General features: G+C 60.6%; 25 protein-coding genes, 1 tRNA gene and 1 pseudogene. 10 read left to right on the top strand and 17 right to left on the bottom strand.

All coding sequences use genetic code 11. From position 1 onward, the window contains the following. Both ABD112_RS05910 and ABD112_RS05905 read left to right on the top strand, forming a co-directional pair. Positions 1-105 (top strand): annotated as a pseudogene (locus ABD112_RS05910) (IS481 family transposase); the annotation flags it as partial. A 50-nt stretch (positions 106-155) separates the two neighbouring features. Then, positions 156-1,754: a LuxR C-terminal-related transcriptional regulator gene (locus ABD112_RS05905; protein ID WP_343924061.1), complete on the top strand. Its 1,599-nt coding sequence runs from the start codon at positions 156-158 to the stop codon at positions 1,752-1,754. Between the two features lie 363 nt (positions 1,755-2,117). On the opposite strand, the gene rplL is transcribed toward ABD112_RS05905, so the two are convergent. From rplL to ABD112_RS05875, 6 genes are all read right to left on the bottom strand, one after another. Beyond that, complete coding sequence (gene rplL, locus ABD112_RS05900) at positions 2,118-2,498, bottom strand: 50S ribosomal protein L7/L12 (protein WP_343924059.1); 381 nt, start codon at positions 2,496-2,498, stop codon at positions 2,118-2,120. A gap of 39 nt (positions 2,499-2,537) precedes the next feature. Then, a complete protein-coding gene (gene rplJ / locus ABD112_RS05895) occupies positions 2,538-3,053 on the bottom strand; it encodes a 50S ribosomal protein L10 (protein WP_343924057.1) in 516 nt (171 codons plus the stop codon). A gap of 335 nt (positions 3,054-3,388) precedes the next feature. Next, on the bottom strand, positions 3,389-4,879 hold the full coding sequence (locus ABD112_RS05890; RefSeq protein WP_343924055.1) for a sensor histidine kinase: 1,491 nt from the start codon (positions 4,877-4,879) through the stop codon (positions 3,389-3,391). Beyond that, complete coding sequence (locus tag ABD112_RS05885; protein ID WP_343924053.1) at positions 4,876-5,628, bottom strand: response regulator transcription factor; 753 nt, start codon at positions 5,626-5,628, stop codon at positions 4,876-4,878. Before ABD112_RS05885 ends, ABD112_RS05890 begins: the two co-directional genes overlap by 4 nt. 246 nt (positions 5,629-5,874) lie before the next feature. After that, positions 5,875-7,206: an MATE family efflux transporter gene (locus ABD112_RS05880; protein WP_343924051.1), complete on the bottom strand. Its 1,332-nt coding sequence runs from the start codon at positions 7,204-7,206 to the stop codon at positions 5,875-5,877. Between the two features lie 6 nt (positions 7,207-7,212). Further along, on the bottom strand, positions 7,213-8,502 hold the full coding sequence (locus ABD112_RS05875) for a hypothetical protein (RefSeq protein WP_343924049.1): 1,290 nt from the start codon (positions 8,500-8,502) through the stop codon (positions 7,213-7,215). Positions 8,503-8,637: 135 nt separating this feature from the next. Between ABD112_RS05875 and ABD112_RS05870 the strand changes: the two genes are divergently transcribed. Continuing rightward, positions 8,638-9,240, top strand: coding sequence for a YqaJ viral recombinase family protein (locus tag ABD112_RS05870; protein WP_343924063.1), 603 nt, complete (start codon positions 8,638-8,640; stop codon positions 9,238-9,240). Here the strand turns inward: ABD112_RS05870 and ABD112_RS05865 are convergent, their stop codons facing one another. From ABD112_RS05865 to ABD112_RS05835, 7 genes are all read right to left on the bottom strand, one after another. Then, a complete protein-coding gene (locus tag ABD112_RS05865; RefSeq protein ID WP_343924047.1) occupies positions 9,241-9,909 on the bottom strand; it encodes a DUF998 domain-containing protein in 669 nt (222 codons plus the stop codon). It lies immediately after the preceding gene. A 95-nt stretch (positions 9,910-10,004) separates the two neighbouring features. Further along, the gene (locus ABD112_RS05860; protein ID WP_343924045.1) at positions 10,005-10,547 is read right to left on the bottom strand and encodes a GNAT family N-acetyltransferase; all 543 of its coding nucleotides are present in this window, start codon (positions 10,545-10,547) and stop codon (positions 10,005-10,007) included. A gap of 66 nt (positions 10,548-10,613) precedes the next feature. Then, the gene (gene rplA, locus ABD112_RS05855) at positions 10,614-11,303 is read right to left on the bottom strand and encodes a 50S ribosomal protein L1 (protein WP_343924043.1); all 690 of its coding nucleotides are present in this window, start codon (positions 11,301-11,303) and stop codon (positions 10,614-10,616) included. Further along, positions 11,303-11,734, bottom strand: coding sequence for a 50S ribosomal protein L11 (gene rplK / locus ABD112_RS05850; protein ID WP_343924041.1), 432 nt, complete (start codon positions 11,732-11,734; stop codon positions 11,303-11,305). Before rplK ends, rplA begins: the two co-directional genes overlap by 1 nt. Before the next feature lie 87 nt (positions 11,735-11,821). Next, positions 11,822-12,775 (bottom strand): transcription termination/antitermination protein NusG, encoded by a 954-nt coding sequence (nusG, locus tag ABD112_RS05845; RefSeq protein ID WP_343924039.1) that lies wholly within the window; start codon positions 12,773-12,775, stop codon positions 11,822-11,824. Positions 12,776-12,860: 85 nt separating this feature from the next. After that, positions 12,861-13,142, bottom strand: a complete 282-nt coding sequence (gene secE, locus ABD112_RS05840; RefSeq protein ID WP_343924037.1) for a preprotein translocase subunit SecE — start codon at positions 13,140-13,142, stop codon at positions 12,861-12,863. A gap of 64 nt (positions 13,143-13,206) precedes the next feature. Then, positions 13,207-13,279 (bottom strand) — tRNA-Trp (locus ABD112_RS05835). A 511-nt stretch (positions 13,280-13,790) separates the two neighbouring features. Between ABD112_RS05835 and ABD112_RS05830 the strand changes: the two genes are divergently transcribed. Then, positions 13,791-14,987 carry a pyridoxal phosphate-dependent aminotransferase gene (locus ABD112_RS05830; protein WP_343924035.1) on the top strand — a complete coding sequence of 399 codons (1,197 nt, stop codon included), beginning with the start codon at positions 13,791-13,793 and terminating at the stop codon, positions 14,985-14,987. Here ABD112_RS05830 and ABD112_RS05825 read toward each other — a convergent pair whose 3' ends face one another. Then, the gene (locus tag ABD112_RS05825) at positions 14,988-15,452 is read right to left on the bottom strand and encodes a hypothetical protein (protein WP_343924033.1); all 465 of its coding nucleotides are present in this window, start codon (positions 15,450-15,452) and stop codon (positions 14,988-14,990) included. Between the two features lie 295 nt (positions 15,453-15,747). Between ABD112_RS05825 and ABD112_RS05820 the strand changes: the two genes are divergently transcribed. The 4 genes from ABD112_RS05820 to ABD112_RS05805 are packed head-to-tail and all read left to right on the top strand — an operon-like array spanning position 15,748 to position 19,270. Beyond that, complete coding sequence (locus ABD112_RS05820) at positions 15,748-16,623, top strand: ABC transporter ATP-binding protein (RefSeq protein WP_425563804.1); 876 nt, start codon at positions 15,748-15,750, stop codon at positions 16,621-16,623. Beyond that, positions 16,620-17,492 (top strand): ABC transporter permease, encoded by an 873-nt coding sequence (locus ABD112_RS05815; RefSeq protein ID WP_343924031.1) that lies wholly within the window; start codon positions 16,620-16,622, stop codon positions 17,490-17,492. Before ABD112_RS05820 ends, ABD112_RS05815 begins: the two co-directional genes overlap by 4 nt. Beyond that, a complete protein-coding gene (locus ABD112_RS05810; RefSeq protein WP_343924030.1) occupies positions 17,493-18,644 on the top strand; it encodes a sensor histidine kinase in 1,152 nt (383 codons plus the stop codon). Continuing rightward, positions 18,641-19,270, top strand: a complete 630-nt coding sequence (locus ABD112_RS05805) for a response regulator (RefSeq protein ID WP_343924028.1) — start codon at positions 18,641-18,643, stop codon at positions 19,268-19,270. The genes ABD112_RS05810 and ABD112_RS05805 overlap by 4 nt, the downstream gene beginning before the upstream one ends. A 45-nt stretch (positions 19,271-19,315) precedes the next feature. On the opposite strand, the gene ABD112_RS05800 is transcribed toward ABD112_RS05805, so the two are convergent. The 3 genes from ABD112_RS05800 to ABD112_RS05790 are packed head-to-tail and all read right to left on the bottom strand — an operon-like array spanning position 19,316 to position 21,296. Continuing rightward, entirely contained in the window at positions 19,316-20,449 is a 1,134-nt protein-coding gene (locus tag ABD112_RS05800; protein ID WP_343924026.1) for a UDP-N-acetylmuramate dehydrogenase, read from the bottom strand. Then, positions 20,446-20,853 (bottom strand): MaoC/PaaZ C-terminal domain-containing protein, encoded by a 408-nt coding sequence (locus tag ABD112_RS05795; RefSeq protein WP_343924024.1) that lies wholly within the window; start codon positions 20,851-20,853, stop codon positions 20,446-20,448. Before ABD112_RS05795 ends, ABD112_RS05800 begins: the two co-directional genes overlap by 4 nt. After that, entirely contained in the window at positions 20,850-21,296 is a 447-nt protein-coding gene (locus ABD112_RS05790) for an FAS1-like dehydratase domain-containing protein (protein ID WP_343924022.1), read from the bottom strand. The genes ABD112_RS05795 and ABD112_RS05790 overlap by 4 nt, the downstream gene beginning before the upstream one ends. A gap of 442 nt (positions 21,297-21,738) precedes the next feature. On the opposite strand from ABD112_RS05790, the gene ABD112_RS05785 reads away from it, so the two are divergent. Both ABD112_RS05785 and ABD112_RS05780 read left to right on the top strand, forming a co-directional pair. Beyond that, positions 21,739-21,957, top strand: coding sequence for a hypothetical protein (locus tag ABD112_RS05785; RefSeq protein ID WP_343924020.1), 219 nt, complete (start codon positions 21,739-21,741; stop codon positions 21,955-21,957). A 353-nt stretch (positions 21,958-22,310) separates the two neighbouring features. Next, positions 22,311-22,760: a hypothetical protein gene (locus tag ABD112_RS05780; RefSeq protein ID WP_343924018.1), complete on the top strand. Its 450-nt coding sequence runs from the start codon at positions 22,311-22,313 to the stop codon at positions 22,758-22,760. Positions 22,761-22,835: the final 75 nt, after the last annotated feature.

The raw sequence follows: 22,835 nt of genomic DNA, 5'->3' as shown, positions 1-22,835 counted from the left end.
CTCCCGGCCTGGCTTCACGAATACAATCATCACAGGCCCCACACTGCAATCGGAGGCCACCCACCCATCAGCCGGTTAACTAACCTCTCTGGGCAGTACAACTAGGCGAGAACCACGAACTCATCGAAGCGATCGTTTCGAAGAGGGGGTAGAAGATGGCGACAGCCGATGTGAGAACGCTAGAGCGCGCCTTCGACGCTGCCCACACCGACGGAAGTGCTGCTGTCGCGCTCACCGAACTCAGCAACGCTTGGCCGCAACTAGTGGGCACCGCCGGCTCTCGCATCCGCCAACTGCTCGATTCGGCTCCACCAGAGTTGTGGCACAACGACCCGTGGCTGGTTACCTGCTACGCCGCAAGCTTTCGATCGATCGAAGCAACAAATCGTTCGGCAGCCCTTCCCTATTTTGAAGCGGCATTGGCGTTGCTCAGCCCCACGACTCCCCCGCTCGTGCGAGCAACGCACCACGTGCATCATGCCGCCGCTCTGCGCTCACTCGGGCGCCTCGACGATGCTTTAGCATCAGTCACTACCGCCAGCTCGATCGTGGAAAGCCCCGACGTCATCCCCCTGGCCAAACGCATTCCTCTCACGGCAGAGATTGCGCTTCACCGCGGGGCGATCTTCTTGCACGGCGGCGATTTCGACCGCGCGAAGGCTGACTACCGTCTCGCGGGGTCACTCGCCGAAACTAATTTGAGTGTGGCAGATCAGCTCGATGTCTTTGGCGGCCTAGCGCTCATCCAGTTCTTACTCGGAGACTTTGAACACGCATTGAGCTACCTATCGCGGGCGGAGTCGACAGGTGCAAGCCCCGCGCTGCGCAGTAGCCGCTTCAACGCACCCGCGCTGCTTACCCAGTTGCTTATCGCCGTAAACCAACGCGGAGCGGATGTCGCAGAGGGCAAGATCGCCAACGTGCAGTCAGCGATTGTCGAGACCGACTGGGAGCCGCTAGGGCTCTATGCCCAAGCGTTCGTCGAAGTCTTCTCAGGTAAGCCGCACGAGGGTCTTGACCTGTTGCGCTCCTCGCTCCACGCTCTTGATGAGTGGCAGCCGGTCGGTTTCGTTGGCACCGAGATTGGCGGATTGCGCGCGGCAGCGTTCGTGCAGCTTGGCGACCCTGGTGCTGCGTGGGATGTGCTGGCACAGCTCGCGCCCACCCAGCATCACACGGTGTGCCCCAACCGCCTCGTGGCCCATCTGCGATTTGTCACTGGCGACTACCGCGGAACAATCGAGGCGCTCCGCGATTGCGAAACCCTGGGCGATTCTCACTCGAGCCGCACTCTCGCCGACGTATTCCTCATCAAGGCGGCGGCCAATTTCTGTCTCGGCAACGTAGAGACATCGGATGTCACATTCGATCGATCCTTACGCCTGGCTGCCCGAAATAGCCTGCTCAGTCCATTTCGGCTCGTGCCAAGCGAAACCGTGCAGTCGATGCTCACCCGTGCGGCAACTCGCAGCCAGCCGTTGGAAGTTGGCGCTCTCGTCAAGCGGCTTGATGGCCTGACCGTAACTCTTCGGCGTCAGGATTCACTGTCGTTGAGTGATCGCGAGCGTGCGATTGCGAGAGAGCTTGTGCGGGGCAGTAGCTCTGCCCAAATAGCCGAAGATCTCTACATCTCGGTCAACACTGTCAAGTCGCATCTCAAGAACGTCTACCGAAAGCTTGGCGTGACTTCGCGCACTGAAGCGATCCATAAATCACGCGAGCTGGGGCTACAAGTCGAGATCACCCGCGACTAACCCGCCAATCACCCTTCCCTCTGTTGCTGCCCAAGTTTCACCTCGATACATTAGGTAGACCACTTCCGTTGGCGCCGTAATTCTTTACGTTCCCAGCGGTTCTCGTGCCGTAATTCCGTCTCCGGAACCTGATCCCTGGTGTCAACGGAATCGGCACGTTGGTGGGGCGCTCGGCTGGTTACCAGGCGTCCCGCCCTCTCTCTCGATCTGCGTCTTTCGGCTGCCGTGACCGGAATGAGCGTCCGCACCCACCAAGTGGTCTCTTCTGCTGCCCGTTAACGCAGTAAGGCGCCACCCCGAAGGGTGACGCCTTACTAACTGAGTCTGCCTCTAGTGAGGCGCGATCCTAGTTAAAGGATGTGACTACTTAAGGGTTACGGTTGCGCCGGCTTCTTCAAGAGCAGCCTTTGCCTTCTCGGCAGCTTCCTTGTTTGCACCCTCGAGCACAACGCTGGGAGCGCCATCAACGACTGCCTTCGCCTCGCCGAGACCGAGGCTCGTGAGGGTGCGCACCTCCTTGATAACCTGGATCTTCTTCTCGCCAGCAGCCTCGAGAACGACGTCGAAAGAGTCCTTCTCTTCAACTTCTTCAGCGGCAGCAGGTGCACCAGCAGCTGCAGCAGCAACCGGAGCAGCAGCAGTAACTTCGAAGACCTCTTCGAACTTCTTAACGAAGTCGTTGAGCTCGATGAGGGTCAGTTCCTTGAAGGCCTCGATGAGGTCGTCGCTTGACAATTTCGCCATGATTTTCTCCTATATTTCTTAAGCTAATTAACCCGCGCGTTACTGCGCGGAATCCTGCTTCTCGCGCAGCGCGTCGACCGTGCGAACGGCCTGAGCGAGCGGTGCGTTGAACAGATACGCGGCGCCGAACAGTGAAGCCTTGGCTGCTCCAGCAAACTTCGCAAGGAGCACCTCCCGGCTTTCCAGATCGGCCAGCTTGGTGACCTCTGCTGCAGTGAGCGCGTTACCGTCAAAGTAACCACCCTTCACCACGAGAAGAGGGTTTGCCTTGGCAAAGTCACGCATAGCCTTCGCAACAGTGACTGGGTCACCGTGTACGAATGCGATTGCAGATGGGCCAACAAGCTCCTCGTCGAATGACGAGATTCCTGCGGCGTTAGCTGCAATCTTTGTCAGCGTGTTCTTCACCACGGCGTATGTTGCGTGCTCACTGATTGACTTGCGCAGCTCCTTGAGCTGGGCAACAGTGAGTCCGCGATACTCGGTTAGCAGAACGGCGGTCGAGTTACGGAAAAGTTCCGTCATCTCGGCGACCGATGCTTCCTTGTTCGCCATGGTGCTCCCTACTGGTTGATGTGTGTCTGCCTCAGAGCCGCACGGAAGTATAAAGAGTGGCTGGAAAAATAAAAAGCTCCGGCCCTACTGCACAAACGCAGAGGCACGGAGCTGAGTTGCGACCAGATCTGGCCGAAAATCTACTTCACACACCTGCGCTGGCCTTCGTTTTCACGAACTTCGATCACACACACTTTCGCGCATGCAAACGACCGGCGGTCTTTGGCTTCGGTAAGACTATGGTATCGCGACCGTTGCTGCAAATTCAGACGGATGTGGATGCGGGCTCGATGTTCCCCTACACGACATCCGCGCCTCAATGCGGTAGTCGCTCGCTAGAGAACGACGCCGCCGGGCAGCTCAATGCGGAACACCGTATTGCCAGGCGTGCTAGAAACCTTGGTCTCCCCACCGTGGGCCGCAACCACTGCAGCGACAATCGCAAGGCCAAGCCCCGCGCTTCCTGCCGCCCGAGAACGTGAACTGTCCCCGCGCACAAACCGTTCAAAGACAGTTGGCTGTAATTCTGGAGGGATGCCGGGGCCGGTGTCCCGAATTTCTATTATCGCTAGCTCGCCCTCCCACATGAGGGACGCAGTGACCGTAGTGCCCGCTGGGGTGTGCATGCGCGCGTTGGCGAGCAGATTGGCGACGACTTGGTGCAGTCGCAGTCGGTCTCCGCTGATCACCACCGCATCATCCGGAATCTCCAACTCCCAGACGTGGTCGGGACCGGCGGCATGGGCGTCACCAACGGCATCGATGATCAGGCGTGAGAGATCGACCGACTCGTGCTCAACAGCAGCGGCTTTGTCGAGCCGCGCCAAAAGCATCAGACTCTCGACGAGCCCGGTCATTCTCACGGATTCGGCTTCGATGCGGCCAATGGCGTGCGCGACATCGTCGGGAATCTCGTGCCCACCACGCCGCGTCAGTTCGGCATAGCCGCGGATCGACGCAAGAGGGGTTCGTAATTCGTGGCTCGCGTCCGCAACGAACGTTCGCACCTTGTTCTCGCTGGCTTCGCGTGAACTTAGCGCGAATGCCACATGCTCAAGCAGTCTGTTAAGCGCGGCACCCACCTGCCCGACTTCGGTGCGCGGGTCGGCGTCGTCCAGAGACACTCGTTCAGCAAGCGCCACGGCTCCGCGATCAAGTTGGAGCTCGGTGACTCGGGTTGCGGTGCCGGCGACTCGCTCGAGCGGGCGTAGCGCGAACCGCACGGCGATCGCACCGGCGATCGCTGCGCTCCCTACGGCAAGCAAACCAATTCCCGCAACCAAGAAGGTGAGCTGAAGCACGGTATCGCGCACGTCGGCGAGCGGCAGCGCGACGATGAGCGACTCGCCGGCGATCGGCGTGCTTGAGACAATGATTCGGTAGTCGCCAAGCGTTCCCCCGAGATTCACCGTCACCGGATCGCTCGCCTCGGTGAGCGTTGACAACACTGCGAGTTGCGCTTCAGTCAGCGGAGCTGAGGAGCCTCGATTGCCCAAGACGCCTGCGGTGATTGTTCCATCGGAGGTGACTAACCCAGCGATTGTCCCTTCACGTTGCCCTGGCAGTGCAAGAAAGTCGCCGGCGGGTGGTGCAGTTTGGTTGTTTCCTCCTGGGCGCCCATCGAGCGCACCCTGCGAACGGGTTGAGGCAGACGTCAGTTGTACATCGAGGCGGTCAATAAGAAACCCCTGAAGGGCGAGCACGCTGACGACACCGATCAGCACGGCGGCGAGCGCGATGAGTGCAGCACTGCCCAGCACTAGCCGGTTGCGCAGACTGAGTTTGCGGCCCGTCCCCGGAGCTCGTACTTCTCGTGGTCGAATCATTCGGTAGCCCGCAACATGTACCCGACACCACGCACGGTTTGGATCATGGGAGGGCCGAGGACATCAATCTTCTTGCGAAGGTAGGAGATATAGATCTCAACGACGCTGGCTCGTCCACCGAAGTCGTAGCTCCACACTCTGTCGAGAATCTGGGCCCGGCTGAGCACGCGTCGCGGGTTGCGCATCAGATAGCGCAGCAACTCAAACTCGGTTGCAGTGAGCTCGACCTTGGTTCCTGCGCGACTCACTTCGTAGGTGCTCTCGTCAAGCGAGAGATCGCCGACTTCGATCACGGGATCAGCATCGCCGGCAATAGAAATTGCGGAGCGACGCAACAGGGCGCGCAGTCGAGCAACGAGTTCCTCAAGACTGAACGGCTTCGTCACATAGTCGTCGCCACCAACCGTGAGACCAGCAACCCGGTCTTCGACAGCATCCTTGGCCGTGAGAAAGAGAATGGGTGTCTCGATGCCATCAGCACGCAACCGCGTGAGTACCGAAAGCCCATCCAAGCCCGGCATCATGATGTCGAGAACAATCACGTCGGGGCGAAACTCCCGGATTGTGGTGAGGGCTTGGTGTCCGTCAGAGGCGAGCCGAACATCCCACCCTTCATAGCGCAGCGCCATAGACAGAAGGTCCGTGAGCGAATCTTCGTCGTCGACGACTACGGCGCGGATGGCGGTGCCGTCGGCTCGGCTCAAACGCGGCTGCGCCTGGACTGCCGGAAGGTGACGTGACGTGGTCATGATCTCTAGTTATTCGGAGTTTCCTATGAAATTTCTGTGTACCCGCAGCCCGCTCCCGCTGCGAGAGGCTCTTCTCCTGCTCAAAGCTTGTTCTCAGGTTGACCATTGTCAGCTGATAAAGGTCATTCCTACATTTGCGGTGACCACCCGAACCACCGTTGAAACACGGAGCGGTGACTGAGAAGAAGTAGCCCGACAAGCCTCCGCGCAAGCAGGTTGAATGCGAGCGGGCGGCGCGGGTGAGTGTTACCGCGTCGCTCCTGTTACTAGCCAGCGGTCGCCTCGAGCGCGCAGCCCGAGGGTGACCGCACGCGCCCCGATATAGCCCAGGCCGAACGCGAACCACAGTGAGACCAGCGCTGGCACTGCCGTGAGGTTACCCACCTCAACCCACCAGAGCAGTGGCACATACACGGCAAGGTTAATGAGCCCGGTGAGTGCGAGGTAGCGGGCATCCCCCGCGCCGATCAGCACCCCATCAAGCACGAACACGAATCCGGCCACCGGGATGCCGAGGGCCAGCACCGGAAGAAGTGCGGCCAGTCCGGTGCGAACTTCCCCGTCGGAGCTGAACACAATTCCGACCCAGGGCGACATCGCCAGAACGATGAGCCCGAGAATCACCCCGCTTCCCACGCCAAGCTCGATGAGCCGCCGCGTGATGGCTCGTGCTCGTGGAACGTCGCTCGCGCCGAGCTCTTTGCCGATCATCGCTTGCCCGGCGATGGCGAGGGCATCGAGCACAAACGCAAGAGTGGCGAAAATTGTGAGTGCTATCTGCACTGTCGCAAGCTCAGGCACCCCGAACCCGGTCGCCACCGCGATTGTTGCGAGCATCGCTGCCCGCAACAAAGCGGTGCGCAGCAGCAGCCACGCCCCCGCATGGCCAGCGAGGAGCATCCCGCCCAGGTGTGGCCGCACTCTCGCGCTCTCCCGGCGCGCGATAACCACGAGCATCACGATGTACGCGATAGCCATTCCCCAACTTGCCACCACTGTGCCGATGGCTGATCCAGCGAGGCCCCAGCCGAATCCGTAGATGAAGAGCACGTTGAGGAGGGCGTTAGAAACGAATCCGGCAACGGCAACGATGAGTGGGGTTCGGGTGTCTTGAAGACCACGCAGAAGTCCGGATGCCGCGAAAGTGATGAGCATTGCCGGTAAGCCCAGGATGGAAATTGCCAGGTACTGGTTGGCGTACTCAACGATGCTGGCATCCGGCCCAAACAGGCTGATCAACCACGGTGTCGCCGGAATACCGATGACGACAAGCAACACTCCTAAGACGATTGCGAGCCAAACCCCGTCGACACCTGCCGCAACGGCTCGAGCGCGATTGCCGACGCCCAGCCAACGCGCGACGGTCGGAGTTGTGGAGTAGGCGAGAAAGATGAGCAGCCCGACCGCGGTTTGCAGCACCGCACTAGCAACGCTGAGCCCGCCCAACTGCGCACTGCCCAGATGACCGACGAGTGCGGTGTCAGTGAGGAGAAAGATGGGCTCTGCGACGAGAGCGCCAAGCGCCGGAAGTGCGAGCCGCCGAATGTCGCGGTCAAGCGGCGAGTGCAACAAACTCACTGCTGGCTAGTCTGCCGACGACTCTGTCGCGTTTGGCGATTCTGGCGCAGCAGATTTCGCTGGCACTGGCTTTTTGGCGGCTGGTTTCTTAGCAGTCGGTTTCGGGACTACAGGCTTCTTTGCGGCAGGCTTCTTAGCGGCTGGTTTCTTCGCTGCCGGCTTCGAGGCTGCAGGCTTCTTCGCGGCCGGTGCCTTCTTCACCGGTGCCTTTTTCGTGGCAGCTGGCTTCTTCGCAGTCGTCGTACTGCTAGCGGCCGCGGTCGTTGACTTTCGGGCGGCTGGTTTCGTGGCGGGTGCTTTCTTCGCCGCCTTGGTCGTGGAGGTCGTTACTGTCTTTTCTGCGGAGTTCTTTGCGGTGGCTGCCGTTGCGCTCCCTACAGCAGGAGCATCCTGAACCGTATCGGCATCCGAAGTTGGGTTCGAATCCGGCTTCGTGCTCTCTGCCGTGAGATTCGTGACGGTCGCGACATTCGCATTGCCTTCGGCCTCCGCCTCAGCCGAGCCCTCAGTCGCGGCTCCACCCGCAGCCTCTGCCAGGCGCTCGCGTCGTTCGCGCACCTGCCCAATGATCGTGGGGATGAGCAGAGCCAGAAGCAAAACGACGGCGGTTGTGGCGATAATCACGACCGATTGCACCGAACCCCGATCGGGTTGTGGCGACGGCTCAACGACTGTGATCACGCGACCCGAAAGTTGGGGTTGGTACTCGGCGAGGGTGGTTTCTCCAGCGATTCCGCTCTCTCCGCGTACGAGCGGCGCAATCACGCCGTCACTGAGGCTGAACCACGCATGCGTCTCGGGTTCATGCACGAGAGTCGCGTCTTCGTCGATGTTGTCGAGCGCGAGAGTGGCGCCCGGACCGCGGATGAAGTCGATCATTTCCGGTTCGACTGTGGCCGGGTCGATTCCGATCATCGCGATGCCGACGGGCTCTTCCCCGATCAGAACGGGGATCTTCCAGCGGTTCACATACTGCACTGGAGTTTCCGTGGCCTCACCTGAGCGGAACGCATCCGACCACAGGAAGATTCGATCGATCTCGCCCATCTCGATGCCATCCGAGAAGTCAAGACCGCCGCCGCGCTGGTCGACCCCAAAGTACTCTTCGAGCTCCAAGATAAGGCCGTCGTCGGCCTGCGCGAACTCAGTGACGTCTGGCGGGATCGACCCAACGGATGCCGCGGCACCTACCGTCGGTACGAACGTCACGATCGCAAATAGCGTCGCCGCTGCCGCAACGGACCACCGACGACGGAGTCTCGAAGGAGACGCATTGTCAATGTGGCGAGCTAGCATGCGCCTAGTCTGCCAGTACTGGCTCGCATTAGATGACGTGACGCGAGCCAACGCCGCACCGAGCGGCTGTGAATCCGAGTTTCCGCGCGGTGGGCATACCGGCGATGCAGACACGCGAGACAATGGGGTGTGACTATGCAACCGGAACTCGATCTGTGGGAGCCGGTTGCGCCCAATCACCGTGACCGCGTTGTCACCCACGCGGAGGATCGGGTTGCCTGGCTTCGTGCGCGAAGCCGCGGTGTGACTGCGACGGATGCCGCCCGTCTAGCCACCGATCAATCGTTGCGCGGTGTGGTGGAGAGCAAGCTTCTCGGCTCTGGTTTCACCGGCAACGCCTTCACCGATCATGGCCGCCTGCGGGAACCAGAGATCGCACGTTGGGTGCTGGCGCAGCACGGCATCCAGTCCAGTTCCGCGCTGTATCACGCGCATGATCAGCCGCTGCATTTGGCGACACCCGACGGTGTCGCGGTGATCGATGGCGCGGTCGTGCTGTCAGAAATCAAGACGACGCACAAAGCGTGGCGCAGCATCCCGCGCTCGTATCTGCGCCAGGTCTGGTGGCAGCAGTACGTGCTGGGAGCAGATCGAACTCTGGTGGTCTGGGAGCAGCACGACGACTTCGTCCCCGTGCACGGCGAACCGAAGTGCCTGTGGGTCGAACGGGACGAAGACCAGATTCACGCTCTTGTCGGGCTTGCTGATCGGCTGCTCGACCTCATGCGTGCGCCGTAGCTAACTAGCTCGGGCGCGGCCCAGTTTGCGTGCGGCGATCACGGTGCCGAGCATCATGAGCCAGGCGATGGCGATCGTGGTTGCGACAAATTCGAGCCGACTCCCGAGCACGACCTGAAAGCGGAAGAGCGAGAAGAGGCCTCCGGTGCCGGCAATCACTGCGACAGCGATCGCTGTGATCAGCGACATGCGAGCGAGCACCCGATGTTCTCGCGCGAACGAGGTTTGGATCATCGCCCAGCACGCCGCCGCGAACGCGATCACTGCGGCGAGCGTGTGTGTGAAGTCTTGAACGGTGAAGCTGGGGCCGTAAGGCAGCGGGCATCCCGAAGTGCAGGTCACTTGCGAGGCGAGAAGAAAAAATGCGCACCCCACCCAGAGCGACAGTGCTGGTGTGCCGAGCGAAAGCAACGGCGGCCATGCTCGAACGCGGCGTGCAGCCCACGCGACGGCGGAGCCTCCAGCCACGATCAGCAGCAGGGCGATCTCGAACGCCGCAGCAGTTGGTTCCCCTTCAGCGCCGAGTTCGCTGACGTAGAGCTCGCGAGGAATGGCGAGACGCGACATCCAAATGAGAACGAGTGCGACACCCACAGCGATGCTGCCAGCAACGGCCGCATAGCCCTCTAATGCTTCGAGGGCTACTCGAGGCGGTGCGACAACGGTCATAGCCTGAACGCTCCCGGGCGAGAGGTCAGCGATGCGCGCATTCCACAATCGTAGAGCACGCCAGCAGCGCAGGCACAGGCCAAGTTGAGACGGGCCTAGGTGCTTTCGCCGAGAAGTAATTCACGAACGTAGTCATCTTCCCACCGCTCCCCGACGAGAAACTTCTTCGTACCGGCGAGCCGAAAGCCCATCTTCTCGTAGAAACGATTGGCGCGAACATTCTCCTGATTGACACCGAGCCACATTGCGGCGAATCCGTGTTCGCGCGAGCGGGCAATGCCATCTTCGATGAGTGCCCGCGCTACCCCTGCGCCGTGGAAGTCGCCGAGAACGTAACACTTGCTGAGCTCCACCGTCGGGCGCGCACTGAGAACGGCAGCGACATCCGGATCACTCGGTTCGTCGCTGCAGAAGAGTACGTACCCTGCGGGCTGGTCATCAACCTCGCCGATCAGAATCTCGCGGGCTGAGTCTGCCAAGTAACCGCGAAAGGCGTCGACAGAGAGGTGTTGGGCGATGAACTCGGCCACTGCCTCTTGAGTTGTGGTTGGAGGGCACGCAAGCGGAAAAGTCTGGCGTGCGAGCTCATGCAGGAGCTCAGCATCGGCCGCGACAGCAGAACGAACGGTGGTGGTCACGACGAACTCCTCGGGGATGCGAAAACGGGGGCTGGCAGAAGCCAACCCCCGTTCATTCAAGCAGTATTAGATCGAGTTGATGTCGACCGGGATGCCAGGACCGAAGGTCGTGGAAACCGTTGCCTTGCTGATGTAGCGACCCTTCGAGGAGCTGGGCTTGGCGCGAACAATCTCGTCAAGCGCTGCCTTGATGTTCTCGTCGAGCTGCTCAGCGGTGAATCCGGTCTTGCCAACAATGAAGTGCACGTTGGAGTGCTTGTCGACACGGAATTCAATCTTTCCGCCCTTGATGTCAGAAACTGCCTTAGCGGTGTCTGGGGTAACCGTTCCGGTCTTGGGGTTGGGCATGAGGCCACGCGGGCCAAGAACCTTACCCAACCGACCAACCTGGCCCATGAGCTCAGGAGTCGAGACGGCTGCATCAAAGCTGGTGTAACCAGCGGCAACCTTCTCGATGAGCTCTGAGCCACCGACCTCGTCAGCGCCAGCAGCAAGAGCTGCCTCGGCTGCAGGACCGGTTGCGAAGACAATAACGCGAGCAGTCTTACCCGTGCCGTGCGGCAGGATAACGGTGCCGCGAACCATCTGGTCAGCCTTGCGAGGGTCTACACCCAAGCGAAGAGCAACCTCAATGGTCGAGTCGAACTTCTTGGAGCCGGTCTCGCGAGCGACAGCGACAGCCTCGGTGGGCGTGTAGAACTTACCGTCTTCAAGCTTGTCGACGGCGGCCTTGTATGCCTTGGAATTCTTGGACATTATGCCTCCACCGTGATTCCCATCGAACGAGCAGTGCCCGCGATGATCTTCATTGCGCCGTCGATGTCGTTGGCGTTGAGGTCAGCCATCTTCTGCTCGGCGATCGTACGAACCTGGTCTTTTGTGAGCTGCGCAACCTTGACGGAGTGCGGTGTGCCCGATCCCTTGGGAACTCCAGCAGCCTTCTTGATGAGCTCTGCTGCAGGCGGGGTCTTGAGGACGAACGTGAATGAACGGTCCTCGTACACGGTGATCTCTACCGGGATAACGTTTCCACGCTGTGCCTCGGTAGCGGCGTTGTACGCCTTGCAGAACTCCATGATGTTAACGCCGTGCTGACCAAGCGCAGGCCCAATGGGCGGTGCGGGGTTAGCGGCGCCGGCTTGGATCTGAAGCTTAATCAGACCTGTAACCTTCTTTTTCGGTGCCATTGTGTTTCCTTTACTGTACGAATTGACCCGTGTGGCCAACTCTCCCGCACCCCGGAGGGCGCGGTGGTTTTTTAGGGGCGTTAGCCCTTAAAGCTTGGTGACCTGGTCGAAGCTGAGCTCGACCGGAGTCTCGCGCTCGAACAGTGAAACCAAAACGATGAGCTTTCCGCTCTCGGCCTTGATCTCGCTGATCGAACCTGGCAGGCCCGCGAACGAACCTTCCTTGATCGTGATGGTCTCGCCGATTTCGAAGTCGATCTCGGCGGGAATCGAACGCGCAGCGGTCTTGCCCTTGGTGGACGAACCCTTGGTTGCGGGAGCTTCGACGATTTCAACAAGGCTCTTCAGCATATTGAAAGCTTCTTCGAAGCGAAGAGGAACCGGGTTGTGCGCGTTGCCGACGAAGCCAGTAACTCCTGGGGTGTGACGAACAACCGACCAGCTGTCTTCGTTGAGGTCCATGCGAACCAGAACGTAGCCGGGGATGCGAACACGGTTGACGAGCTTGCGCTGGCCGTTCTTGATCTCGACAACATCTTCCATCGGTACCTCGACCTGGAAAACAGAATCTTCCATAGCCATCGATACCTTACGGTTCTCAATGTTGTGCTTGACGCGCTTCTCGAAACCGGCGTAGGAGTGGATGACGTACCACTTGCCCGGCTGAAGACGCAGATCCATGCGGAATTCGGCGTAGGGGTCAACTTCGACTTCGAGGCCCGCGGCTTCAGCCTCATCCGCAGCTTCGTCGTCAGTTGCTGCGACGGATGCATCAGCATCGGTCGTGTTGTGAACGTCTAGAGCGCCATCGACCGCAGCATCTGCTTCGGGGTCGGCGGCAGCATCCAGAGCCTCAAGGAGGCCAGCCAGATCGGCATCAACATCAGTCGAGCCGTCTTCAACGTGCATTGCCTGGTGCTCGGCGGAGTCTTCGGAACGCTCTGCCTCAGCCAGGGTGTTCCCCGTCTGCGCCTCATCCTCCTCGGAGGACTGCTCTGCTGCCGTAGCCAGCTCGGAGTCTTCGCGGTGGTTCTCGGACACTAAATCTCTTTTCGTTGCTCTGCAGTTAGGCCGTGGCCGATGCGTTTTGTGAAGGACTGTCTGTGAAAGGCAGCGTGTAGAAGACCTAAACCACTAGGTCAGGATCGCCGAACAAGAAGTTCACCAACGCGCTGAACCCAAAGTCGAGCGCGGAAACGATGCCCATCATGATGACGACGAAAACAAGAACAATAAGGGTGAACCTGATCAGTTCACGCTTGGTCGGTGTTACGACCTTCTTGAGTTCGTTTATTACTTGGCGGATGAAGAGTGACATGCGCCCGAAGGGTCCACGACGTTGCTCGCTGTCCTTCTTCGCCTTGGCGACGACGTCCTCGCTGGGCTCGTCTACGTCTTTCTTGGCCACTCTTAGTTACCTTCCGATACTTCGGCTTGCTCGGCCCAACCCGTGAAACACGGACCGGGACTTGCAGGGCGGACAGGACTCGAACCTGCAACCTGCGGTTTTGGAGACCGCTGCTCTACCAATTGAGCCACCACCCTCTGCAAGAGACCTGAATCTCTCGCACCACACTTTCACATATCTACCTCGACAAACGAGGAGTAGGCGCGCAAAAGTATGGCAGTAATCAACTACTTCTTCCAGTGTACGTCAATCCTGCGGCCTCCCGAAATGCAGAGAAGAGGAAGCGAGCGCGAGATCGCCACACAGCCGCGAAATACTGGCTCAAAAGTTTTCTGAAGAAATTCTGAGAACCCGCGTCATAACCACCGAGGGTCTCAGTCCTCTTCGCCCTCATCGTCGCGTTGTTGGCAGCGGGTGCCTACTTCGCGCGTCAGGGTTACCTACGCACACATCCCAAGTCCTAGCTCTAAGACTGCGTAGGTAATCTCAGCGGCCGGAGCTGATCGTCCCCCCAGGACCACTGCTCCGGCCGCTTCTTCATACCCGCACCGCGTTCGCGCCCTGCGGGCATGTTTTCTTGCGCCGCTGTGCCTGTACAGCGCCTGAAATCTCTGGGCACAGTCGCTCCCGAAGCCTTAGACTTGGCCGGTGACTTCACCTCGCCTCTCCGCCAGAATTTCCGCCATCGCCGAGTCGGCCACCCTCAAGGTGGACGCGAAAGCTAAGTCGCTTCTCGCCGCCGGTCGCCCCATCATCAGCTATGCGGCAGGTGAACCCGATTTTCCGACACCCGCGAACATTGTGGATGCGGCATCCCGAGCAGTGCTCGACCCCAAGAACCACCGCTACACGCCAGCAGCCGGACTGCCCGAACTGCGTGAGGCCATCGCCGCGAAGACGCTGCGTGACAGCAGCCTCGAAGTGGGAATCAACCAAGTTGTTGTCACCAACGGTGGCAAGCAGGCCGTGTACCAAGCCTTCGCGACTCTCGTTGATCAGGGCGACGAAGTAATCGTTCCGACCCCGTACTGGACCACCTACCCCGAAGCGATCAAGCTCGCCGGCGGCACCATGGTTGAGGTCTTCGCCGGTGCCGACCAGGGTTACCTTGTGACCGTCGAACAGCTCGAAGCCGCCCGCACCGAGAAAACCAAGGTGCTGCTATTCGTCTCGCCCTCGAACCCCACTGGCGCCGTCTACACGCCCGAACAGACCAAGGCGATCGGTGAGTGGGCACTTGAGCACGGCATCTGGGTGATCAGCGATGACATCTACCAAAACCTCGTCTACGACGGAGTGCGTGCCGTCTCTATCGTCGAGGCAGTTCCGGCGCTAGCCGACACCACGATTTTGGTGAACGGTGTGGCTAAGAGCTACTCAATGACCGGCTGGCGTCTCGGCTGGATGGTCGGCCCTGTCGACGCCATGAAGGGCGCTGCGAACCTGCAGTCGCACCTCACCAGCAACGTCTCCAACATCTCGCAGCGCGCAGCCATCGAGGCTCTCACCGGGCCGCAGGATGCCGTTGAAGAGATGCGCCTGGCCTTCGACCGTCGTCGCAAACTGATGGTCTCTGAACTCAACAAGATTGACGGCCTGCACTGCCCGACGCCCGAAGGCGCGTTCTACGTGTACCCGGATGTCACGGGCCTGCTGAACCGCGAATGGGCCGGAGTCACCCCGACAACCAGCCTCGAACTCGCCGACCTGATTCTCGAGAAGGCCGAAGTTGCTGTCATCCCGGGCGAAGCATTTGGTCCAAGTGGTTACCTGCGCCTCTCCTATGCCCTCGGCGACGACGCACTGCTCGAAGGCGTGCAGCGCTTGCAGAAGCTGTTCAGCTAACTAGCGGCCAGGAAGCTCGACGGTGGCGGTGGTTCCGCCGTAACCGTTCGCCTGATCGCGACCCTCGATGGTTACCTCGGTGATGCCCTCAGGAATGTCCACGCCCGATTGGGTGCGCGTGAAAGGCTGCTCGCTGGCGTGATCGTGACCCAGGGTGTGCTCGCCAAGCACCGTGCCATCGGGCGATTGCACGCGCCATCCATCTGCATACTGTTGCGGGGTGTCATAGGCCGAACTAATCGTCACCGCAAAATCAAACCTGTTGGTGCCAGAAGGCGTGACCACCACGTCCTCGACATCGGGGAAGAACGTGGCCGGGTCAGAACTTGAGCTGGCCGGCGGCAACGTGCTGAGTTCAGACGTACCGCTCGAGGTGCTGGCGGCCGAGCATCCGGTTACGGCAAACGTGACGGCGAGCGCGAGCGCTGCCAGCGAGAGGGCACGGGGTGTTGGCAACGACGTCATGCCTCGACGGTAGCGGGGCTGGCTGAGTGCGAGGCTGGCTGAGTGCGAGGCTGGCTGAGTGCGAGGCTGGCTGAGTGGGGGCTGGCTGAGTGGGGGCTGGCTGAGTGGGGGCTGGCTGAGTGGGGGCTGGCTGAGTGGGGGCTGCGTGGGGGCTGCGTGGGGGCTGCGTCGCGGAAGCGCTGACGTTCAATCGGCGAGCTCAGACTGCGCTGCGCCTCCGCATCAACCGATCGGTTGATGGAGCTCTAACCGTCAGAACCTGTTGCGCGCGGCCCCGACAGGCGACGATAGAAGCATGAACACCACCGCCCCCGTCGTGCAGGTCGAAAATCTGCGAAAAACTTACGGATCATTTGCCGCCGTCGATTCGGTCAGCTTCGAGATTCAGCGCGGAGAAACCTTCGCGCTTCTTGGCCCGAACGGTGCCGGCAAGTCAACGACCATCGAAATTCTTGAGGGATACCGGGATCGCACCGGCGGCACCGCGAGCGTGCTCGGCGTCGACCCCGGCAAGGGCGGCCTCGACTGGAAGGCACGCCTCGGAATCGTGCTGCAGTCCAGCGGCGAAAGCGGCAACGTAACAGTGCGCGAACAGCTCACCCACTTTGCCGGCTACTACCCCAACCCCCGCAATGTTGATGAGGTCATCGCGTCGGTGGGCCTCCAAGAAAAGGAGGGCACCCTCATCCGCAAACTGTCTGGCGGGCAGCGTCGGCGTGTGGATGTCGCGCTCGGCATCATCGGCAACCCTGAGCTGCTCTTTCTTGACGAACCCACCACCGGCTTTGACCCCGAGGCCCGTCAACAGTTTTGGCAGTTGATTTGCTCGCTCAAGGCGGACGGCACGAGCATCCTCCTCACCACCCACTACCTCGACGAGGCAGCCCAGCTTGGCGACCGGGCCGGCGTGATTGCGGGCGGCAAGATGATCGACATCGGGGCGATTGATGAGCTCGGCGGGGCAGAGGCTCGAGTTCCGATTGTTCGCTGGCGCGAAGGCGCGACGCGATACGAGGAGCGCACTCACACCCCCGGAGCCCTCGTGGCATCCCTCATGGCAGGGGGCGCCGAACCTGCTGGGCTCGAGATTATTCGCCCCAGCCTCGAAGACATTTATCTGCAGCTGGTCGCCGACCACGCACAGGCAAGCGAAGTGGAGAACGCGCGATGAGCACCACAAGTTCAGCACCTGTGACGGCAACTGGCCGCACCTCGCGCAGCAGCTTAGGAGCAAGCCTCGGCCGCAACCTCCGGCTTGGAGCAAGCCGCATCAAGTACGAGGTGCGTGCCTACTTCCGCCAGGGCGACTCGGTGTTCTTCACTTTCCTCTTCCCCGTCGTCATGCTCACCATCTTCTCCCTCGCCTTTAGCGAACAGAACTTCGGGTCAGAAGAAGAACCGCTGACCGCTGCCGCCTTCTACCTGCCAGGGATGATCGCCGCCGGCCTCCTGTTGAGCGGTCTGCAAAACATGGCCATCGACATTGCGATGGAAAAGAGCGACGGCACCCTCAAACGCTTCGCCGGGACTCCCCTGCCGGTGATGAGCTATTTCATCGGCAAGATCGGGCAAGTGTTTGTGACGGGCGTGCTGCAGGCAACTCTCGTGATTCTGGTCGCGAGTGTCGCATTCGGCGTTGAACTGCCGAACGAGCCGAGCAAGTGGCTGACCTTCGCTTGGGTCTTTGTGCTCGGTGTCACGACATCCGCCGTGTTGGGTATTGCTCTGAGTGCGCTGCCCCGCACCGGCAAGAGTGCGACAGCAGTGGTGATTCCTATCGCCCTGATTCTGCAGTTCATTTCGGGCGTGTACTTGGGCTTCTCGCTCCTGCCAACGTGGCTGCAAAATGTTGCGAGTGCGTTCCCGCTCAAATGGATGGCGCAAGGTATGCGCGAAGTGTTCTTGCCCGCGAGCTTCGAAGTTCTTGAGCAGTCAGAGAGCTGGAACCTGCCCGGTGTCGCCATCGCGACAGGACTCTGGCTGGTCATCGGCCTCATCGTGACGCGCATCACCTTCCGCTGGATCCGCAAGGATAGCTAAATGGGCTATTTCCGCTGGATGAGCATCGCCGTCGTCGTCACCGTTGCGGTCATGACGGTGCTCGTCGTGGGTTCGGGTGCCCCACCCGCGAACCAGTGGGGTGCGGGGGTCGCCCTCGGAGTGCTCGTCGTGGCGTGGTTCACCCTCGGCATCCGCGCGGGCCGCAGCACAGTTGCGGCAGTGCTCTTTGTCGGCATCCTTGCTGTCACGCTGGGCGTTGGCGTCGCATTGATGCCGACCATGGCTACTCTGCAAGCAATCGCCTACCCGCTGGTCTGGACCATCATCGATCGCACCCGCAATGCGATCATCGGCAATATTGTCGTCGCAGTGGCGGTCGGGGTCGGCTTCGTCATTTTCCTCGGCACGAGCCCTGAAGCGATCGCCGAAACCATCGCCATCGTCGGGCTCTCCCTCATCTTTAGCCTCGCCCTTGGCCTGTGGATCACCCAAATTTCGCACCTCAGCGAACAGCGCCAAACCCTACTCACCGAGTTGCATGCCACCCGCGACGAACTTGCCGCGGTGAGCCGGGATGCTGGCGTTGCCAGTGAGCGGGAGCGGCTGGCCCGTGAAATCCACGACACCATCGCGCAAGACCTGACCGGGTTGGTGCTCGTAGCCCAGAGGGCCCGGCGCGAACTCGACACCAACAATGCCGCCGCCGCAGCCGAACAGCTTGAGCTAATTGAGGAGAGTGCCCGCGCTGCGTTGGCGGAGACTCGGGCCATGGTGGCGGCATCCGCACCGGTTGGCCTGACGAGTGATGGCATCAGTGCGGCCCTTGAGCGTCTGGCCGAACGCTATAGCCGCGAAACGCACGTGAGCGTGACCGTGAACGCGGCCGGGTTGCCGACGATCGCCCGCGAGACTGAGGTGGTGGTGTTGCGGTGCGCTCAGGAGGCGCTGGCGAACATACGCAAGCACGCCGAGGCATCACACGCCACGATTGAGGTCACCGCTGTCGAAGGCGCTGTGAGCATCTTGGTGACCGACGATGGTGAGGGGTTCGACACCGAGAAAGCTCGCACCGGATTTGGCCTTGAGGGCATGAGCGAACGTTTGGCGCTCGTGAGCGGGCAACTCACTATTGATAGTTCTCGTGCCGGCACGATTCTGCACGCCACTATTCCGCTAGGAGCCACCGCATGATTCGCGTAATTGTCGCCGACGATCACCCCATTGTGCGCAGCGGAATTGTGGGGCTGTTGAGCTCTGCGGATGACATTGATGTCGTCGGGGAGGCCGGCAACGGTGCCGAGGCGGTCGTCTTGGCTACGCAGCTCTCCCCCGACGTTGTGCTCATGGATTTGCGCATGCCCGGCCTCGGAGGCGCAGAAGCGACTGCGCAGCTCGTGGCGGCACGCCCCGACGTTCGCGTGCTCATCCTGACGACCTACGAGTCTGACGAAAACATTCTGGCCGCGATCGAGGCTGGAGCGAGTGGCTATCTGCTGAAGGCTGCGCCGCAGGAGGAAATCTTGGCAGGGCTGCGTTCGGTTGCCCGGGGCGAGGTGGCTCTGGCTCCGTCGATTGCGGCTCTGCTCGTGAATCGCATGCGCGAACCTGCGCGCATTGCGCTGAGTGATCGTGAAACCCAAGTGCTCGCGCTTGTTGCCGATGGCAACAGCAACCGAGCGATTGCGGCCGCCCTGTTCGTGAGCGAGGCCACGGTGAAAACCCACCTCATCCACGTGTTCGAGAAGCTCGAAGTGAAGGATCGCACGCGCGCCGTCACGAAGGCGATGGAGCTGGGGCTGCTGCCCAGCGCTAGCTAGGTCAGCCCAAGTCGAATCAGGCGAGCCGAACTTAGCCAACGCCAGCTAGGTCAGCTCAACACCGACGGCGACGGGTTCAGGCTGCAGGCGGATGCCGTGTTCACCCAACACTCGGGCGGCAATGTAGCGCGACAGTTCTGACACTTCGGCTGCGTTTGCTCCGGTGCGGTTCACGATCGCGAGGCTGTGCTTGCTGGAGACGGCGGCACGCGAGCCGGGCAACCTGAAGCCCTTTTTCACGCCGGAGTGTTCGATCAGCCAGGCTGCGCTCAACTTCACCATGCGCTGTTTAGGCGCCGGAGGGAGGGCGGGTGTCTCGCCGAGGGGAACCGCAACATCGGCAACTGGTTCGTCGTCGATGACCCAGCGTGGGGCATCCGATGGCAGGGCTCGGGCAATGTTTTCGGGAACGATTGGGTTGGTGAAGAACGATCCGCAGCTTGCCGAGTCTGGTTCATTGGGGTCGAGCACCATCGCTTTGGATGCCCGCAGGGCGAGCACGGTGTCGCGTACTTGTTGCACGGGCACTTGGTCGCCAATGCTCACTCCGAGCGCTGAGGCAAGCTGCTGGTACTGAACGGTGCTGGTCGGGGATGCCGTGAGCGCGAGGTAGACGGCGACCACCAGGCCAACGCGCCCGCTTTTGATCACTGAACTGCGGTATCCGAGGTTGAGGTCGGCGGTGCTGAGGTGCACGAGTTCGCCGCTGTCGTAGTCGAGAAAGTCGATGCCCTCTAGTGCGCTGGCAACTTCTTGACCGTAGGCGCCAATGTTTTGAATGGGGGCGGCGCCGACGGATCCGGGGATGCCGCTGAGCGCTTCGATGCCGGCCCAGCCGCGGGCAACGATGCGCCTGACGAGGCCGTCCCACGATTCGCCTGCTTGCACGCGAATATGCAACGATTCTGCGTCTTGCGAGGTGACTTGGATGCCGCGGGTGACGATGTGGACGACTGTGCCGTCGAATCCTTCGTCGCTGATAACCATGTTGGAGCCGCCACCGATGAGCAGCCATTCGTCACCGCGTTTCCAGACTGCGCGCACGTTCTCCATGAGTTCATCTTCGGTGCTGGGCCGGAGAAGTTGGCGTGCGGGCCCGCCGACTCGCATGGTGGTGAGGTCGGCGAGCGCTGTGCTGTCAGCGAGTGCTGTGCTGTCGCGGGGGACGTTGTCGCTCATTGGTGGAGCTTGACCCTCACTTGTGATTTGCCGAGCACTGTTTGGTTGGCTGCGCTGACGACAAGGTCGATGCGGGTGACGTCTTCTTCGATGGCACCAACTTTGGCGGTGACGGTGACGGTGACTCCGCCGTTGCCGTCGACGACGACGGGGCGAGTGAAGCGCACACCGTATTCGACCAGGTCGCCACGGTCGCCCATCCAGTCGATGACGGGTTGCACGGCGAGGCCCATGGTGAGCATGCCGTGGGCGAGTACGCCGGGGAGGCCGACGGATTCCGCTACGTCGTCGCGGTAGTGGATGGGGTTGAAGTCTCCGGATGCTCCGGCGTAGCGCACGAGCGAGAAGCGGGTGAGGGTGACTTTGCCGGTGATGAGTTCTTGGCCGACGACGAGGTCGCTCATTCTGTGCCTCTCATGACGAGTACGGAGGTTGCGGTGACGACGTGGTTGCCGGTGCTGTCGCTGATGGCGGTTTCGGCGGTGATCATGTCGTTGCCGCCGAGTGACTTGATGCTGGTGACGGTGAGGATGGCGGTGAGTTCGTCTCCGGCGACGATCTGCCGCGTGTAGGTGAACTTTTGTTCGCCGTGAACGATGCGGGAGAAGTCGATGCCGGTGTCGGGGGCTGCAAGGAGGAGAGCGAGGCCTGCTTCTTGGATGACGACGGCGAAGGTTGGCGGTGCGACGACGTCGGTGTAGCCGGCTGCTCGCGCGGCTTCGGGGTCGTGGTTGAGGGGGCTTTGGGCGAAGACGGCGCGTGAGAATTCGCGCACTTTTTCTCGCCCGACGAGGTAGGGGGTTGTTGGCGGGAAAACCCGGCCTTGTAGTTCTTTATTCACTGGCACGGTTACCAGCTTAGGCACTGTTGAGAGTTCTGCATATTAATGGGTGAAGCCCCGGCGACCGTGAGGTCTGCCGGGGCTTCAGGAATCTCTTGAGGTGCGAGCTCAGTAAGTTTTTACTGGCAGCTGTCGCACTGCAGAAGATCCATTGGGTCGACGGGAATTGCGTATCCGCCAACATTGTCGTTGTCGTTGTCCATATCGATCCTCCTTAAAGTCTTCTCGAAGTTTACCAACGGGTTGTTGGAGTTTTCACTATATACGGGGAATGACACCCATGTCATTACACAAGATGTAGTGTCTCGGCGTGTCGCCGTACTTTCTTTAAAACGTACTCGGAACCTCTGACATTCCCGCCAAATACAATTCACTGATCTCGCAGGCGGCATGCCGAATTCGACGGTATCCAGTGCAGAATAGCTTCACTAAGAACGGAGACCCACCCATGGATTCGAACACTGACCTTCCTCCCATCGAGCGCTGGTGGCCCAAGCTGACTATTTCGGCGAAGCACGAGCTACTAAAAGATCTCGACGCCCAGATCAGCGAAGCTGTGCTGAATGAAATTGAGTCGCTCTTGGAGTGCAGCATCCCGCGCTCGCCCCAACACCTCAACAACACCGAACGTGCGTTTATCGACACTCAGACCGAGGTCGTCGACTAGATCAGAGTGTCGAAGCGGGAGATCTTTCTTGATGGATGGCGTCGAATTCTCCGTTCACGGTGAGCTATTCCGCGTCAACGAAGATGCGCACCCCGGGGGCCAGCGAGCTACCATTTTTCGTGGCTCAATGGCCCGGCTAATGGCGCTTATGGCTTCACAATCGGAGTGTCGGCTGCCGGTGTCGCGTCACCTGGCGAGGATCTTTACCCACGGATGTCGCGTGAGCGACTGATCACCGAAGCTCGCAGTTTCATCGAAGCCTTCTACACTCCGGGCGGCATCGGAGAAGAGGACTTCCCCGACCACGTTGCCGCGCACCCGAAGAAGTAACCCTGCTTACATAGACTTGCTCGATGTTCTCCTTCGATGATGCCCTGCCTCATCGTCCACGCCGGGTAGTGGTCGCTGGAGTCTCGGGCTCGGGAAAGACCACGCTTGCTGTGCGAATCGCGAAGATCATCGGCAGCCGTCACACCGAGATTGACGCACTCTTTCATGGCCCACAGTGGATGCCGCGGCCGGACTTCCTAGACGACGTACGAGCGCTCATCGCGACCGAATCGTGGACGACAGAGTGGCAGCACGACTCCGCGCGGCCGATTCTTGCCGCGCACGCCGACGATGCCGATGTCAATGTCAATGTCAACCTTCACGCCTGGCAATACACTGCTGGATGGTTCCAAGCTGAAACCGATCTCGACAATTCGACAGTATTCAGCGAGCTCGGCGATAATTCCCTATTCGCCCTCATCAATCACTGCCGTTGGGACCGACTAGCTGTACTGCCCAGGGACGTTGGTTGAATCGGTGTGACGACTCGCTGTAGTTGTTGAGGGCTGGGTGAGGGCCTCCGGTTGAAAGTGGAGTTGTTGACACAA

This window comes from Rhodoglobus aureus (assembly GCF_039527955.1).
Lineage (GTDB): Bacteria > Actinomycetota > Actinomycetes > Actinomycetales > Microbacteriaceae > Rhodoglobus > Rhodoglobus aureus.
The sequence above is the reverse complement of the archived record's forward strand: the minus strand, read 5'-3'. Positions and strand labels throughout refer to the sequence as shown.